The 16,333-nt window shown below is 54.8% G+C and carries 13 protein-coding genes; 5 read left to right on the forward strand and 8 right to left on the reverse strand.

Annotated features, from left to right (window positions below; translation table 11 throughout):
- Nucleotides 1-18 precede the first annotated feature (18 nt).
- Nucleotides 19-459: a carboxymuconolactone decarboxylase family protein gene (locus G9Q38_RS14835; protein ID WP_166132199.1), complete on the reverse strand. Its 441-nt coding sequence runs from the start codon at nucleotides 457-459 to the stop codon at nucleotides 19-21.
- A gap of 76 nt (nucleotides 460-535) precedes the next feature.
- Nucleotides 536-1,462, reverse strand: coding sequence for a LysR family transcriptional regulator (locus G9Q38_RS14840; RefSeq protein WP_166132200.1), 927 nt, complete (start codon nucleotides 1,460-1,462; stop codon nucleotides 536-538).
- A gap of 108 nt (nucleotides 1,463-1,570) precedes the next feature.
- Here G9Q38_RS14840 and G9Q38_RS14845 point away from each other — a divergent pair, with 108 nt between their 5' ends.
- The 3 genes from G9Q38_RS14845 to G9Q38_RS14855 all read left to right on the forward strand — a co-directional run bounded on the left by G9Q38_RS14845 (nucleotide 1,571) and on the right by G9Q38_RS14855 (nucleotide 6,633).
- The gene (locus G9Q38_RS14845; RefSeq protein WP_205962315.1) at nucleotides 1,571-3,136 is read left to right on the forward strand and encodes an NADH-quinone oxidoreductase subunit L; all 1,566 of its coding nucleotides are present in this window, start codon (nucleotides 1,571-1,573) and stop codon (nucleotides 3,134-3,136) included.
- Nucleotides 3,133-5,550, forward strand: a complete 2,418-nt coding sequence (locus G9Q38_RS14850; RefSeq protein ID WP_166132201.1) for a YbcC family protein — start codon at nucleotides 3,133-3,135, stop codon at nucleotides 5,548-5,550. Before G9Q38_RS14845 ends, G9Q38_RS14850 begins: the two co-directional genes overlap by 4 nt.
- Before the next feature lie 81 nt (nucleotides 5,551-5,631).
- Nucleotides 5,632-6,633, forward strand: a complete 1,002-nt coding sequence (locus tag G9Q38_RS14855; RefSeq protein WP_166132202.1) for an AraC family transcriptional regulator — start codon at nucleotides 5,632-5,634, stop codon at nucleotides 6,631-6,633.
- Here the strand turns inward: G9Q38_RS14855 and G9Q38_RS14860 are convergent.
- The 3 genes from G9Q38_RS14860 to G9Q38_RS14870 form a co-directional block, all read right to left on the reverse strand.
- Nucleotides 6,599-8,119: a flavin-containing monooxygenase gene (locus G9Q38_RS14860; RefSeq protein ID WP_166132203.1), complete on the reverse strand. Its 1,521-nt coding sequence runs from the start codon at nucleotides 8,117-8,119 to the stop codon at nucleotides 6,599-6,601. The genes G9Q38_RS14855 and G9Q38_RS14860 overlap by 35 nt on opposite strands.
- 13 nt (nucleotides 8,120-8,132) lie before the next feature.
- Entirely contained in the window at nucleotides 8,133-8,921 is a 789-nt protein-coding gene (locus G9Q38_RS14865) for an SDR family oxidoreductase (protein ID WP_166132204.1), read from the reverse strand.
- A gap of 155 nt (nucleotides 8,922-9,076) precedes the next feature.
- Nucleotides 9,077-9,508, reverse strand: a complete 432-nt coding sequence (locus G9Q38_RS14870; protein WP_114421445.1) for a MaoC family dehydratase — start codon at nucleotides 9,506-9,508, stop codon at nucleotides 9,077-9,079.
- Between the two features lie 171 nt (nucleotides 9,509-9,679).
- On the opposite strand from G9Q38_RS14870, the gene G9Q38_RS14875 reads away from it, so the two are divergent.
- The gene (locus G9Q38_RS14875) at nucleotides 9,680-10,894 is read left to right on the forward strand and encodes a serine hydrolase domain-containing protein (protein WP_166132205.1); all 1,215 of its coding nucleotides are present in this window, start codon (nucleotides 9,680-9,682) and stop codon (nucleotides 10,892-10,894) included.
- Nucleotides 10,895-10,938: 44 nt separating this feature from the next.
- The gene (locus tag G9Q38_RS14880; protein ID WP_166132206.1) at nucleotides 10,939-12,648 is read left to right on the forward strand and encodes a ShlB/FhaC/HecB family hemolysin secretion/activation protein; all 1,710 of its coding nucleotides are present in this window, start codon (nucleotides 10,939-10,941) and stop codon (nucleotides 12,646-12,648) included.
- A gap of 23 nt (nucleotides 12,649-12,671) precedes the next feature.
- On the opposite strand, the gene G9Q38_RS14885 is transcribed toward G9Q38_RS14880, so the two are convergent.
- From G9Q38_RS14885 to brnQ, 3 genes are read right to left on the reverse strand one after another with little or no spacing between them, the layout of a single operon-like run.
- Complete coding sequence (locus G9Q38_RS14885) at nucleotides 12,672-14,351, reverse strand: sensor domain-containing diguanylate cyclase (protein ID WP_166132207.1); 1,680 nt, start codon at nucleotides 14,349-14,351, stop codon at nucleotides 12,672-12,674.
- A 37-nt stretch (nucleotides 14,352-14,388) separates the two neighbouring features.
- Nucleotides 14,389-14,943 carry a 5'-methylthioadenosine/S-adenosylhomocysteine nucleosidase family protein gene (locus G9Q38_RS14890; protein WP_166132208.1) on the reverse strand — a complete coding sequence of 185 codons (555 nt, stop codon included), beginning with the start codon at nucleotides 14,941-14,943 and terminating at the stop codon, nucleotides 14,389-14,391.
- Between the two features lie 14 nt (nucleotides 14,944-14,957).
- A complete protein-coding gene (gene brnQ, locus G9Q38_RS14895; RefSeq protein WP_166132209.1) occupies nucleotides 14,958-16,262 on the reverse strand; it encodes a branched-chain amino acid transport system II carrier protein in 1,305 nt (434 codons plus the stop codon).
- Between the last annotated feature and the right edge of the window lie 71 nt (nucleotides 16,263-16,333).

Consider the following 16,333-nt stretch of genomic DNA (forward strand, 5'->3'; position numbering starts at 1 on the left):
TAACGAAACTCGAACCGGTTAAACCGGATGAACAGCGCGGAACCCCACTGCAAAGCGATTCCAGGCGTTAATTGTTGTAATAGCCAAAGTAAGTTCAACTTGCTCTTGGGCGGAAAAATGTTCATTCAACAATGCGTAGGCGTCGTCGGGCACCTGCGTTTGGGCAATGAGTGTGAGTGTTTCCGTCCACTCTAATGCGGCGCGCTCGCGCTTGGAATACAAAGGCGACTCGCGCCAGGCACTTAATAAATATAAGCGCATTTCCGATTCGCCGTGTTTTCTGGCATCGGTGGTGTGCATATGAATGCAATACGCGCATCCATTCAGTTGCGACGCCCGTATTTTTACCAGCTCCACCAAACCGTGCTCCAAACTTAAGTTATCTACAGAACGCTGCATGGCCATCATGGCGCGCACGACCTCAGGGGCCGCAGAAAAATAGTCCAGTCTTGGTTCCATTTCATCCTCTCTATTTAAATGATTCCCTCTATAGACGAGTGAAAGACCAGGAATGTGACATGTGCCCCTTAAAAAATCATTCGTGCCCCGGTACCGGCACTAACGCATCCAGCGCGGGGCGAGCCAACAGCGAGGCCAGCGCCTCGGGCATAAACTGCCGTTTAACCGTAATGGCGTAAAAGCTTTCGAACACGTTGGGTAACGGCAAGTATTCCACCAGTGTGCCTTGTTCAATTTCGTCGCGCACCACCACCGGCGGCAGCACTGACAATGCGCCGCTGTCGCGCGTCAACAAACGCAGCATGGCCATGTCGTCGGCCTCGGCGCGCACCACGGGATCAAGATTCCACATCGCGCAGAACCCATCAAAGGCGGTGCGAATGTCGCTTGAACGCCCCGGCAATATCCACGCTTTTTCGCGATACCCTTCCGGAAACCCCTGATTTGGCTTATCGCGCGCGGGCCCCACAATGGATACCGGTTGGCGCGCCAACAATTGGCTTTGCCAAAGCTGTTGCTGCGCGGCATCCAAATGATTGTCTGAAACGACGTTCACATTCGACAAAACGAGATCTAACCGATGCTTTGTCATGCCGTCTAGCAGGCTGACCAAATCGGCTGAATACAGGTTCATTCGCACCGACGTATTCTGCAGCAAAGGGGCGACCAACGCTTTAACGAAGTTGCGTGACATGGTCGACAAAACCCCGATTCGCAAGGTTTGAATGCTGGGCTCCACACCCCGGCGCAACAACGCTTCAAGCTCTTCGCCTTTTGCGAATATGTCTTGCGCATAGGCCAGAACCCGCTGCCCCGCCTCGGTTAAGGTCAAACCACGCCCTCGGCGATCAAACAACGTGACCTCCATGCTTTCTTCAAGCTGCCGAATCTGCGCCGACAAAGCCGACTGCGATACATGCAAGGCCTTCGCCACACGCGTCAGATTGCCGTCAGTGGCCACGCGCCAAAAATAGTAAAGATGATGGTAGTTGAGTCGGCTCATGTCTTTAATTGTTCTTTAAAAGTGAACGATTATTTAATATTTATCTATTTTACTTTATGAGTGCCCATTGTCATACTTCCCACACATTGAAAATAAAGGAAAAGTTTCATGTCTTCACTTAACTGGGCGGGGTCGATATTAATGATGGCGCTACCGCTGGCGTACTTGTTGGCGGCACTGATTGTAAGTATTCAGCCTACATCGGCTGCGCGACGTTTAAGCGGCCGTATTGTGTATTTGGCCGGTGCGGCGGGATTTGCCGTTCTGATCTTGCAACTTTTACCCAGTACGGGCGACATCACTTTTGCCTGGCTGTCGCCGTCGAAGGTGGGCGCCGTCATGCTGGCGCTGGTGGGTTTTATTGGCGTGATTCTGCACCACTTCAGTGAACGCTATCTCGACGGCGAGCCCCGGCGGCAACATTATGACGTCACCTTGCTGCTTACTTTAACCAGTGTGGCCACGGTGCTCATAAGCGATCACCTTTTGGTTGTCTTGCTGGGTTGGACCGCCATCAGTTTATGCCTGCACGGTTTATTAACCTTCTACCCCAATCGGCCCCGTGCAGCCTTGGCGGCACATAAGAAATTTCTGTTCGCGCGCGTTGCCGAGCTGGCCTTGCTGGCGGCGTTCATTATTCTTCGCATCGAGCACGGCACCTGGTCGGTCAGTGAGATTGTTGCGCGCTATCCTGTGGCAGACATGGGTCTGGAGCTACACGTTGCCGCGGTACTCATTGCCTTTGCTGCACTGATTAAATGCGCGCAGTTGCCCACGCACGGCTGGCTCATGCAAGTGGTTGAAGCGCCCACACCGATTTCGGCGTTGCTTCATGCCGGCATTGTGAACCTGGGTGGGTATCTGCTCATGCTGTTTGGCCCGGTGTGGCTGCAATCAGGGCCGGCTCAATGGTTGATTCTGCTGGTTGCGGGCGCCACTGCAGTCATTGCGGCGCTAAGCATGGCAATGCGTGTCAGCGTGAAAGTGAAACTGGCCTGGTCAACCTGCGCGCAAATGGCACTCATGCTCATTGAATGCGCGCTTGGGCTGTTCGAACTGGCGCTGCTGCATTTGGTAGCCCACTCTTGCTACAAAGCCTATTCCTTCCTCAGCGCAAACACTACTACCCAGGTTTGGCGGTGTGTCTGGCTGGCGCCACCGGCCCCCCCCACTCGCACAACGTGGATACTGTCGGCCATCGTGGCCATTGCCATCACCGGGGTGGCGGCCGTGCTAAGCAACAAGTTAGCCCTTATCAGCCCCTGGCTGTTTATGGCTGCCGCCCTTACGGCTGTTCTGGCCGAGCAAGGCAGTACCCGCGTGCGTAGTGATATGGCGTTCTTCATTCCTCTGGCCATCGGTATTGTCGCGTTTTATACGGTACTGAAGAGTGGAGCCGGTTACCTGCTTGGCGACATGCCAGCCGTAGCGGGGCCGGTTGCCGACATCTGGGTCAGTTTGCTGGTCGTGATGTTGTTTATCGGTCATGTCATGTTGCGCCACGCGCCCGGCAATGCCACATCGCGTCGCCTCGCCCGACGCCTTTACGCCGGGTTCTATCTGGATGAATGGGCCACCTACACAACGCTCGCCATCTGGCCACTGCGCTTCCCCACGCAACGTTATCCCTTCGCAACCGACCATGTCGCCCCCTTTAAGAGTTCCTCATCATGAATACCATTGTGGATGCCCCTGAATCGCTGAAAGCCGGCACTTATCAACAGGCGGTCGCTGACGCCTGTGGTCGGATCGCCCCTAACTGGCCATTGGATCGCCTGATTGCGGTAAACCCCTGGTGGACACTGCGCAACCGCACAATGCCCGACACCGCCGCGTTATTGGGCGCGCTGTCGGGCGCGCGCATGCTCATGCCCACCGGCTATTTTGAGGAACGCTGGCAAAAAGAAATTCAAAGCCGCCATTTACAGCAAGCCGCCCGGTTACTGAGCCTTGACGTTAACGAATCGGACTTGCTCGATCATCTACGGCAAAAAACGTCACCCCGGCGGTGGATGAACGTAACGAGCTGGATGGACCGCCTGCAAGGGGTCGCACACCGCATGAGCTGGCAAGATGAAGCCGTGCACCAGATGAGCCAAACCTGCGCCATGGTTTTTCAAACAGCAGAGCGCAATGTACAGAATCAAGCATCGACGTTTGACCTTTATCACACGTGGCTTGAAACCATTCAGCATGACAACGGCCTGGAAATTCTGATGGGTGAACAGGGTTTGCTCGACATCTTCAAAACCCTGCCACGCGATTACAACACCCTCATCGACTTTGCACTACATGACCTTGCAGCCGGCGCCCGGCACGTTCCGGAGTATCTGCATGCGTTATTGCTCGACATTAATGGCTGGGCCAGTTGGGTTGCCTACCAGGAGTGGCAGCAACAATTGCAAGGCAACGTCCACTTTTCCTTGATGCCCCAACTTTTGGCCGTGAGGCTGGCTTGGGAGTGGGTGTTATGGCGCCATTGCGCTCTTAACCATCGGGAACTCCAGCCAAAGCTTCGCGACTACTGGAGCGAACAATGGCCAACGCTGCCCACTTTAATCGCTGAGCATGCGGAACAACAGCGCCTGCGCTGGTGCTGGCAACTGGCCAACGAACTGGCTTATGAAGAGTCATTGTGCACACAGCTGCGCAAGACCCCTCCAGCACCCACGCATGCGCCTGTGCAGTTACAAGCGGTATTCTGCATTGATGTTCGGTCGGAACCCCTGCGCGCGGCGCTGGAGGCGCAAAGTGACGCAATTCAAACAAAAGGATTTGCCGGCTTCTTCGGCTTGCCCATTGCGGTGAATGAGCCGGGGTCCGACTGTTATGAGCCCAACCTTCCCGGCCTACTGGCACCCCAAATCCAAGTCAGTCACGCGGCGCTCAATGCTGTAAATTTAGGCAGGAAAAGAAACCGGCAGGCTCGGTTAAGCACCATGAGCGATGGCCCGGCGTCCACATTCAGCCTGGTTGAGAGCCTGGGTTTGGGTTATGCATTGAAACTGGCCCGCGATACGTTCTTCCCCGCACGTGTCAACCACCCAGGACGCCTGCAACCGCCCCGCACCGGTTGGTTGCTGGAGCGCGCCGGCACGCCACTGAGCGCTGAGGATACGGCTGAAATGCTCAGTCGAATACTTCGCGCCATCGGCTTGACGAGTCATTTCGCCCCAACTGTTTTACTGGTGGGTCACGGTAGTACGACCCGCAACAACGCCCATGCAGCCGGCCTGAACTGTGGCGCGTGCGGTGGCCAATCCGGGCTGACAAATGCCCAAATACTGGCTGATCTGCTCAATACACCGATGCTGCGGGAACACTTGGCGGAACTGGGTATTGCCATTCCGGAAAACACGCAGTTTGTGGCCGCTTTGCACAACACCGTCACCGACGACATTGATTACCCCAAAAACCTATTGCCCGATACACTCAAGACCTGGCTGGCAGAAGCGTGTAAGCTGGCCCGACGGCGCCGCGCACCCGCATTGGGATTGAAGCCCATGGATGACGCCCGACTCCATCGTGCCCTGGAGCGACGCGCCCGCGATTGGTCTGAACTCAGGCCCGAATGGGGGCTGGCCAACAATGCCGCCTTCATCGTTGCGCCGCGGTCGGCCACGCGTCATCTTGATTTGCAAGGAAGAAGTTTTCTGCATGATTACGATTGGCTTGAAGATCCAAACAGTGCGGTGCTGGAACAAATCATGACCGCCCCCATGGTAGTGACACAATGGATCAACATGCAGTATTACGCGTCGATGGTCGACAATCTTCATTACGGTAGCGGCAATAAAATGCTGCACAACGTTGTGGGGGGGCACATCGGTGTCTTCGAGGGAAACGGGGGGGATTTGCGTATTGGATTGCCCATGCAATCGCTGCACGACGGGCAAAGCTGGCGACATGAACCACTGAGGCTTCAGGTGTATATCGCCGCGCCGGAATCGGCCATTTTTGCCATTTACCAGCGTCATGAAGCGATTAAAAATCTGGTCGATAATCAATGGCTTACGCTATTCGGCTGGCAACCCGAGAGCGGGCAAATCAGGCAACTGTTTTTAGATCATTGGCGTAATGTAGAATAAACTGGTTAAGTCTTAACCAACCAAATTATTCAACCTTACCGCACCAGTTGTATCGGCGCGCCCTGTTCTACGGAGGCTCGCATGGAACCGCTTCAAAAAGAACCCGAACTGGTCGGCCGTCTGGCCGCGCATCGCCTGTTTCATTCGTGCGACCTCGATGAAACGCGCGATACTGTCGGGCGTATTTTCAAGCCGCACGAACTCAGCGTGCGCGGCAAACGTCAGAAGCTGGACGCGGAAATGGACCACATCGCGCTGGGCGGTGCCTCTATCAACCGCCTGCGTTATGGTGCCAACGTCACCATTGAACCGGAATCGCTCGATAATTTCCTGCTGATTCAAATGCCCATGGCGGGCCAGGCGAATATCCGCTGCGGCAACGAGAAAATCCTTTCCACACCCAGTATGGCTTCGGTGTTAACGCCTTCCTTGCCGGTTCACATGCAATGGCAAGGTGTATGCGACCAGCTTATTGTAAAAATCGAACGTGCCGTGCTGGAAGCGGCCTGTGCCGCCGCGCTGGGGCACCCGATTTCCAAACCCATTGAGTTTCAACTGGGTATGAACCTAACTCACGGCGGCGGGTTGGCATGGCAAGAGCTTGTTGCGTTTCTAACCACCAGTCAGTTTATTCACGGTGCCGGTCGGCAGAACCTCGTAACCAGCCAACTGGAACAATTGCTGGCCACCACCCTGCTGGAACGACACCCGCACAATTATGCCGAAGCGCTGTTGAACCCGGCCCCCACGCCGGACCTGCCTTATATTCGCCGGGCCGAGGAGTACATTCTGGCCCACTGCTGCGAACCCATTACCATGCAGGATTTAGCGCAGCATGCGCATATCAGCACGCGTAGCCTTTATAAAGGGTTCCAAGCCTACCGCGGCATCAGCCCCATGGGGTTCGTGCGCAAGGTCAGGCTGCAAAAAGTACGTGAAACACTGCTTCAGGCACGCCACGCCGGGCAACCCGTTAGCGTCACCCAAGTGGCGCTTGATTGGGGATTCGGCCACTTGGGTCACTTTACGCAAGCTTATCGAAAGCAGTTCAATGAGCTGCCTTCACAAACCTTGCGGGGTTAGCCTGCGCTTTTTTTTGGCGCTCCAGCAGTTTATGCGTCACCATTCGGTAGTTGCGCGCGTTCACCGGTAACAGCCACTGTTTGAAACGGGTGAAGGGGCCCACGTTAATGCCAATTTCATCCAGCATTTCATCCACGTTATGCATGGAGAACGGAATAATGTTGGTCCCACGCGCATGTTTGCCTTCGGTTCGTTCCTCCATCCACTTCAGGCGACGGCGTACATGTTCGTGACGCTCGTCCAATGGCGGCAGGTTGAGCCCGCCCATCAAATGGGCGGCGATCCACAACGCCGCCACCTCGGCGCTTAGCGGACTATAGAACGAGGAGTTATAGCCGCAGAAATGCAGGCGTTTTACCGTTAACGGCAGAATCTGGCGATACAACTCGAAGTTCCCCCGCTCGTCGGTGATTTCGTCCTGAACCGACTGCGGTAAAAAAGGTACAACCTGCTTGAAGCCGGTACCGCAGACCACCAAGTCGGCTGGTACCGTGCGCCCATCGCTTAGCGTGGCAACCGGCTTACCGTCACGGGCGCCCAAAGAAGTAATATCACACTCACGAGCCACTTCCGTTTTACCGGCCATAACCTGTTCATAAAGCTCATCAGTTGACAAACTGACCGTGCTTCGGGCAATGCGGTCGAACGTACCCTCGGGCACTAAACCCAATTTGTCGAGCTTCAACTGCTTGGTAGCGACTTTCTGCAACGAGCCGATCATGCTGTCGCGCACGCCTCGGCCCGGGCCATGCAAAAAGCGCTCGAATCCTTTGACTTCAATGTAAGGGAACAAAGCTTCGCCCATACGCGTCAGCATCAAGTACTTGTAGTTCAATACATTCATGATTTTGCGCGGCATTTTCCAGAGCAGTTCGCGCGCAATCACTTTGGTTGACGCCGCTACCTCACCGATGGCGGCTGCCACATCACACGATGATTTACCGTAACCCACCACCAAGACATTTTTGCCGCGCGCCTCTTCAATATGATTGAATTCCGAAGTGGCACACAACCGCCCGCCGGCCGCCTTAAACTCGTCCACCCCGGGATACGGAGGAATAAAGGGCTCGGAAAAAATCCCATTAGCCACAACCAGATGTTCAAACTGATAATCCGACTCCAGCCCCGAACGGGTACTACGCGCTTTAATGTGCCACCCTTTCTCACCTTCAGGCTCGGCCAGCAACACTTCAGTATTCAAATGGATGCGACGCTCCAGATCGAAATGTTTGGCAAAAGCCGCCAAATAGCGTTGCACCTGCTCACCCGTAGGCCATTCAGGATACTCGGCGGGCATCGGAAAGTCTGACAAGAAATACGTATCTTTATTGTTTTGCGTACGCAATCCGGGATACCGGCGCGTGGCGCTCCACACCCCTCCTACATCGGGTGCTTTCTCGAACACGGTCACGTCGTGTCCAAATTGGGTAAGAACTTTCGCTGCTGACAAGCCGGCAAAACCGGCACCAATGATCGCTATTTTCATGGCTTAACTCCGGTTATTCACAAAGACGGGGAATGGCGGGAACCGCCTGCTCCGGCCCCATGGCGCTATAGCCGCCATCAACGGCCAGGTCGGTTCCGGTGATGAAAGAAGCGTTGGACGAACACAGGAACACGACCCCCTGCGCAATCTCGGCTGGATCCCCCACTCGACCCAGCAAGTGGAACGGCGCAGCAACGCGATCGGTTTTCGCACGATCACCGCCCGTGAGTTCATCCATAATGCGCGACCATGTCCAACCCGGGGAAACCGAGTTCACGCGAATTCGGTCTTGAGCCAGATCCATGGCCATATTGCGTGTTAGCTGCGCAATGGCAGCTTTGGTTACGGGGTAAAGCCAACGCCCTGTTTGCGCGACCTTGGCGCTAATGCTGCTGAAATTTACAATGGCCCCGCCACCGCGCTGGATCATATGCGGGCGGCAGGCCTTCATCATCATGACTGAACCCACCACATTCACGTCGTAGCTTTGATGCCAATCATCGCGGGTCGCCTCGATGCCATCGTCAACATAACTACACGCCAGGTTCACCAGAAAATCGATACCGCCGAATTGGACGACGGCTTCTTTCACGCACGACGCTATTTGAGTGTCGTCGGAAAGATCTGTTTTAACGAACAAGGCACGCGCACCCAGCTTGCCTGCAACCCGGGCGCCCCCTTCTTCGTCGATATCGGCAATCACCACCGCAGCGCCGCGGTCGTGAAAAGCCTGCGCTACAGCGGCACCAATAAGCGTTGCACCGCCGGTGACAATGGCCACCTTCTCTTGCATGTCCTGCATGATTTGTCTCCTGTCAATTTTGAATTGCTTTATAGATATTTGACAGAAGCATTATGGGAACAGGGCTGCACCGCACACTATCCCACAGGTGCAGACCGTTATCCCGAAAGTGCAATCGCTTGTGTTTGACAGACAGCCGGTTAAACGCAGCCCGCTTATAAAATGCGCGCCGTAGGCATGACTAACGCATCGCCGTCGATCACCACCTTTCCCTTCACCGTACACACCGTACTAAGCAATACCCGGCGCTTTTCGGGGAATAACTCTTTCACCGTGACAGTGGCATGCACGGTTTCTCCGGGCCGCACAGGCGCCTTGAACTGCAAATTTTGATTCAGGTAAATTGTGCCGGGCCCAGGCATACGCCCGGCAATGGCGGCTGAAATCACGCTGGCCGTAAGCATCCCATGCGCAATACGCCCCTTGAACGGCGTAGTTTGGGCAAACTCTTCATTCAAATGCACCGCGTTGTTGTCGCCCGACGCACCGGCAAACAACACGATATCCGCTTCAGTAATGGTTTTTGCAAAAGTGGCCGTATCGCCGATGGAAAGATCTTCAAAATCATAACCGTTCAGTTCATTCATTTTGTGCCCTTTAGTTGAATTACGCCTGCTTGCGTGAAATCAAGCATACGATGGACACGCATCGCCCACAATCAGGTTTAAACCCCTACAAGCGGCACCAATGAAGGGTATGCATGCGTTGACACATCCACTCATCCCTTGGAAAATGGCGCAAAAATCCAGGGAACGCTCGTGAAAATTCATACTCATATCTACACCCTTGGCCTTGCCTTATGCTTGCTGTTTTGGTCGGGCCTCAGCACGGCCAAAACAAATAGCACGGCCGTTGACCCCGACCGCTTGAAAACGGTTTCAGAACAGTTTTTCGACGAGCAAAAACTGGCTTCTTTGCTGGTTCAGGTGCGTGTGAACGGCGAACCGGTTTTTTCCCACGCTCAAGGGCAGGCCATGCCGAATGTACCGGCAACGACAGGCGGTCATTTCCGTAACGGTGCAGTAACCATTGCCTATATGGCGGCCACCTTGCTGAAGTTGGCCGAGCAAGGTCTTATCAACCTCGACACGCCTATTATCAAATGGCTACCGCATTTACCTTATGCCGACAAAGTAACGCCCCGCATGTTGTCGAACATGACATCGGGCTATCCCGATTACGTTGCCGATGCAAAATTTATAGAAGCCTTCTACGACGATCCGTTCCGTAACTGGACGAACGCAGAAAGAATCAAAATCAGTATCGACGCCACTCGCGTGTTCGAGCCAGGTAAAAATTGGGACTACTCGCACGCCGGCTACGTTATTCTGGCCGAGGTAATGGAGGCAGCCACCCACAAACCATTGAAACAGCTCATTCGGGAAAACATCCTTGAGCCGTTGAAACTCAAGCAAACGCTTTCCATCGACACACCCTATATTCCCGACCCGGTCATCCATGCCTACAGTGCGGAACGTGGCATTTATGAAGACGCCACATTCTGGAATCCCTCCTGGACACTTCCGGAAGGCGCGGTGCAAGTGACCACAATCGACGACATGGCGCGCAGCTTCGATACCTTGGTTGGGAAAACCGGCTTCTTAAGCGAGCCGATGCGCCGGCAAATGATTGAACCCACTTTAGTCGGTTTTGGTGCGCCACTGGAAGGTTGCCGCTCGTGTCACACCATGAGCCGCAATTTTTACTACGGATTGGGGGTTTTTATGTCGCGCGACTGGATATTTCAATCCCCACTTTTCGGCGGCTACGCTTCCATGGTCGCCACCCTGCCTGCCGACCGCTCGCCCACTGGCGAGCGCATCACCATTGCGGTCGCCACCACAGCTCAGGAAGACGCCTTTGCCGATTGGACTGAAGACCTGCAAAACCTTGCCGACTCGCTTACCCGTCTGATTGCGCTGGAAATTGTGCCGGACAACGGCCTGGCCCCATCGCGCCATGGGTCTGAATAAAAACCAAGTCGTTCAATATCGATGTGATGAAGAAACAAAGCAAAATGCAGGGAGCTCCTTTGCCGTTAAGAAAGTACAACATTGCCGGATTACTGAGCCTGAGTCTTCTTTTGGCAACCGCGCCAACAAGCCCTGCACACGCGCAAACCGGTGCCGCACTCGACCGCACCCTGGCCAACCAGGCTGAACTGCTGCGCCGGGTTAAGCCCATTCCCAAACAAGGCCAAATCGATATCACCGTTATCGACGAGCGCAAGCAAATACCGGAAGAGGAAGCAGAAGGCATTACTTTCACACTACGCTCCCTGGTCGTAGACGGTGCGCAAACGGTTCCCCAAACGCAACTGGCTGCGGCATGGCAAGATAAGCTCGACACCACGATAAGTCTGGCCGAGCTGTACCGAATCGCGCGTGAAATCGAAGCCATTTACCGGCAAGAAGGCTATTTCTCCGATGTCATCGTCCCCAGCCAGGATTTTGATTCCGGCCATATCGTAATCAAACTCTACGAAACAGGGTTCGATGAAATCACGATTGAAAGCGATATCCCGAACATTGATACGCGGCTCGCCCCCTACATTGATCGCCTGCTCGATTTTGCACCTGTTCCCGTCGCTGAAGTCGAACGCATACTCCTGCTTATGAGCGATCTGGGCGGGCTAACCATCGACGGCGTGGCAACCCGCCCAGACGCCCCCGGAAAAGGCGGGCGCCTGCACCTGCGCGTCACACGTACACCGATGGCCGCCCAGGTGGGCCTCGATAACTTCGGTAGTCGGGAAATCGGCCGCGCAGAGCTTACCGGCACAATCGACCTGAACGACCAGCTTGGTTTATTTGAAACAACCACCATTGCGGGGGTAACGGTTCCGAATCAACCCAGCGAACTGGCCCTTCTTCAACTGTCGCAAGACTACCCCATCGGTTCAAACGGTTTGCATGCCGGCTACACGGTAGCCTACGTTGGATCGAAACCCGGTGGAGCACTTGAATCGTTGAATGTGAATGCGCAAACGGTATCGGGCACCCTCTTTGTTCGCTACCCCTTTATCCGCCGTATTTCGCATAGTTTGTTCGGGACGGCGGAAATTAATTTTGAAAACAGCGACCTGCGTATTGGGGGCAATCATGCCGGTCGAGACCGCTACCGCTGGGCCACCGCGGGCTTAAGCTACGACCAGGAACTTGAACGAGGTTTTTTCAACATAGAGGGGACATGGGGTATCGGCCTGCGTGGCCTCGGTTATACCACTTCCGACGATCCACTCAGTTCCCGCCCAGGCGTGCCGGACCATTATCGCTTCACCCAATTAAATGCCTTGCTCCAACATGCGCTTTGGGAAGGCGGCGCCCTGACCCTGCAAGGTACGCTGCAATATTCACCCGACCCTTTGCCCCCTTCCTTGCAGCTTGACCTTGGCGGCTCACTCTACGGACGCGGTTTCGACAGCGCCACCGCTAAAGGCGACAGCGGCGTTGCCGTTTCACTGGAACTTAATCAAACATTCAACGCGAATCTTCCCCACATCAGTGATACGTCGGCCTTCACCTTCATAGACTACGGCTACGTACGCAACCACGACGTCAGCGTCGATTATCGCACCCAGGCGCTTGGGTCGGTAGGTGTCGGCGTACGTGCCCGAATTAACGACAACATTCAGGGCCAGGTATACGTTTCCACACCATGGAAGGAAGACAACGACTTCAGCGAGACCGGTACACGCATTATGTTCCGCGTCGCCGCGTCGTTCTGACAACCAATCAAGGCGCAAGACCGCTATGGGGCCTCCGGCATCACCCGGTTGCGACCGGCCCGCTTGGCCTCATACAACATGGCGTCGGCCTGAATAACCGCCTCATCGGCACTTGCCTGGCCGGCGTGCGCAACCGCGACACCGGCACTGATAGAAATTGACCCGACCGGCTCAAGCGCTGCGGCATCCACACGCGCCCGAATTTTTTCGGCAACCCGCAATGCATCACTTAAAGGCGTTAACGGAAGAACCGCCACGAACTCTTCGCCGCCCATACGCCCGACAAAATCATTTTCCCTGACACTTTCAGCCAGAATACGGCTTACATGCTGAAGCACCTGATCGCCCACGGCATGGCCGTATGTGTCATTCACTTTCTTGAAGTAGTCAATGTCGAACATCACGATTGAATACGGTTCACGGCCACGCTTCAGGTTATGGAACTCATGCCCGAGGAACTCGTTGGCGGCCAGCCGGTTAGGCAACCCGGTTAATACATCGCTACGCGCCTGAGCCGCTAATTTGGTATTGGCCTCAGCCAACTCCTGGGTTCTTTGTTCAACCTTGCTCTCCAACTCACGCGCGGCCGTTTCAAGCTCGTGTTGATTTTGCAACAAACGCGAAGCCATCTCTTGTAAAGCCTGATTCAATGCGCGCATTTCAGCCGTATGCAGCGTCAGGTTGAACCGGGCCGGCTTGCCCTGTGCAATGGCTTGGGCAATGTGGGTAAGCTGTTGAATAGGGCGGCCTAATTGGCGGCTCAGCAACCAGGCCAATATCAGGAACAACACCAGCCCCACCCCAAATACAGTGAGGATGGCCTTTTGCAAGCCACGTGCGTGCTCCAGCACTTTAGATTCAGGTTGCCGCACCATCACCCTCCAGTTCAACGGTACAGTAGAGTCGGGGCTGTTCACCGCGACGGCCGACGTCAAATAGCGCACATCGCTACCCCACGACGCATATCGCACCGCGTCTCCCTCCTTCACGACCGGAACCAGCAGGGAATCATGCTGTGAAGGTGAATCGGGGAAAATAATTTCCTCCTCTCCATTCACTATAAAAAACTCAACTTGCTCATCATCCGCGTCTTGCGGTGTTATCAGTTCCAGCAGATCTTCAGACCACCCCCAGTGAGCATGCACGCCCAACACACCCCGCGGCTGTCCTTGTGCGTTCTCCACTTGAACAGCAAAGTCAATAAAACGTATCGGGCCGACCTGATTCGAAGGTGACGGCAGCAGATTCGCCAAAAGTTTCGCTTCATGCAGATCACCTACATACACGCCTTTTTTTGCCTCCTGGAACCAAGGCCGCTGTGCAACGCTTTGTCCTGCCAATAACCCCCCCGTTGCCGCTTGAACCACCCCGTTTATGTCGGTTAGCCCAATCCACGAATAGTAGGGATACGACTGCTGTAAACGTTCCAAACTGGCACGAAACTCGGAACTGCTGAAATCGGCATTCACATACAAAGGGCTGCGGGCCAGCAGCTCCACTTCCCGACTACGCTCACGCAGGTTCTCGGAAATCGCAATTGCCGCCGTATTGGCCAGGTGATAAAGAATTTGCCCGCGGTCTTCAACCTGCTGCTGGGTGTAGGCGATCGTGACGTACAAAAACATGGGCACCCCCAACAGGGCAACCAAACCCATCATTGTGGTAACCAGTAAATTGCGATAGCTTCGTGTGACCCAGCTCATATTATGTTGACTGTATGGGGTTCAATCGTTTCCGTCGCTAAAGTGTGGCCAATACATCCAGGAATTGCTGCTGCCCCAAATGCTTGCCCCGCTGCCAGACTTCCACCGCCTTTTCATCGGCGTAATCCGTGACATATTTATAGGAAAGCCACGGCACCCCATGCTCGTGCGCCACAGCGGCAATCGCAAACAACTCCATATCAACCACTTCAATACCCGACTCCTGAAACCAGGGATCGGGGGATGTCACGAAGCTGTCGCCGGTGCCACAGGTGTAGCCGCCGTTTACCGCCGAGGTATAAACCTGCGGTCGGGAACAAAACGGCATGTGACCCCGTGGCGCCATAGTGGTGATTACATCACGCTGTAGCGCCCGGCGAATGGGTAACAACCCTAGCAAGCCGGGCTGAACACTGCCCGCCGTACCGAAATTGACGATGAGGGAAGGCGATTGCTCGTGAATGGCCTTCATTGCCGCAATCGTGGCATTCACCTTGCCGATGCCGGAATAATAAATCGCGATGTTCTCCGGAATATGCACTTGCGCAAGCTCTTCCGGCATGGCGGTAATAATAACGATGCCCTGTCCCATAAATACTTATCCCTTCAATGTATGGGTGCCTTTAGCCAAAATCGATCGAACGCTGCCGCGACAACCATCATGCAAAGTACCGGCAACAACCAGGCAAGGTCGACCGACGCTCCCGGCAACAGTGCCAACCAACCAGGGGTCAGGAACCCCAACCCCGCTGCCTCGAGGCCGTCGGCCACACCCATGGCGGCCGCCAAGGCCATTGTGGGAATGAAAACGCGTTTAGCCGATACCCAAAACGGCGACAACAAACTTAACACCACCAACGTCATGGCGACGGGATAAAGCCCAACCAACACCGGTACCGAAAATGAGATCAGGCGCTCCAAGCCCTGATTTGCAACAACCAGACTAAACACGCCAAACGTAATGACAATGGTTCGATAAGAAAGCGGCAGCAGGCGGCTGAAATACTCACCGCAGGCAGTCGTTAAACCGATCGCCGTCGTTAAACAGGCCAGCGTAATGACAACAGCCAACAACACATGACCACCCACGCCGAAGCTGTACTGCATGTATTCCGCCAGAATGACCGCACCGGTATCCGCTTCGGGCGCAACACTGTTGCTGGTGGCGCCCAGGTACACCAACGACAAATAAACCAGGGCCAACCCCGTTGCCGCAATAACCGCAGCAATTAGCGCGTACCGGGTTTGCAGTGCAGGGTTATCAATCTTGCGATCACGAATCGCATTCACAATAACAATACCGAACACCAATCCGGCCAGCCCATCCATGGTTAAGTACCCTTGCAAAAAACCGCGGGACAAAGGTGCGTCCCGGTAAAGTTCATTGCCAAGCCCAACCGCATCGGCCGGAACAAGCACCGCATAACCGCCAAGAATAAGCAACGCCGCTACAAGCACCGGCGTCATGTATTTACCCACTGTATCAATTAAACGCCCTGGATACAGCGCAATCAGTATCACCAGCGCAAAATAGATAATGGAGTAAATGAACAGGGCCGCCTGACCATCGCCCAGGAAATAGGCAACGCCTACTTCGAAAGAAACCGTCGTTGTGCGCGGAATCGCAAACAGCGGACCAATCGTTAAATAGATAAGGACCCCAAACACCGTACCGGCAACACGACCAATAGGCTGCGTTACCGTAAACAAGTCGCCGCCGGAGCGCACTAAGGCAATAATAGCGGCCAACGGCAAGCCGACACCGGTTAAAAGAAAGCCCGTAGCGGCCCACCAGAACTGCGCACCCGACTCCTGACCGACAACAGGCGGAAAAATAATATTGCCGGCGCCCAAAAACAAGGCGAAGGTCATAAAACCCAGGGCGATCAGATCAGCCAGTTTTAGTTTCATGGTGGACAACGGGCGCAGTGGTTAGGATTTTTATTGCTTGAACACAGATGTGAAAAAGCATACCACTGCAA

The sequence above is a fragment of the Pusillimonas sp. DMV24BSW_D genome (assembly GCF_011388195.1).
Classification (GTDB): domain Bacteria; phylum Pseudomonadota; class Gammaproteobacteria; order Burkholderiales; family Burkholderiaceae_B; genus Neopusillimonas; species Neopusillimonas aestuarii.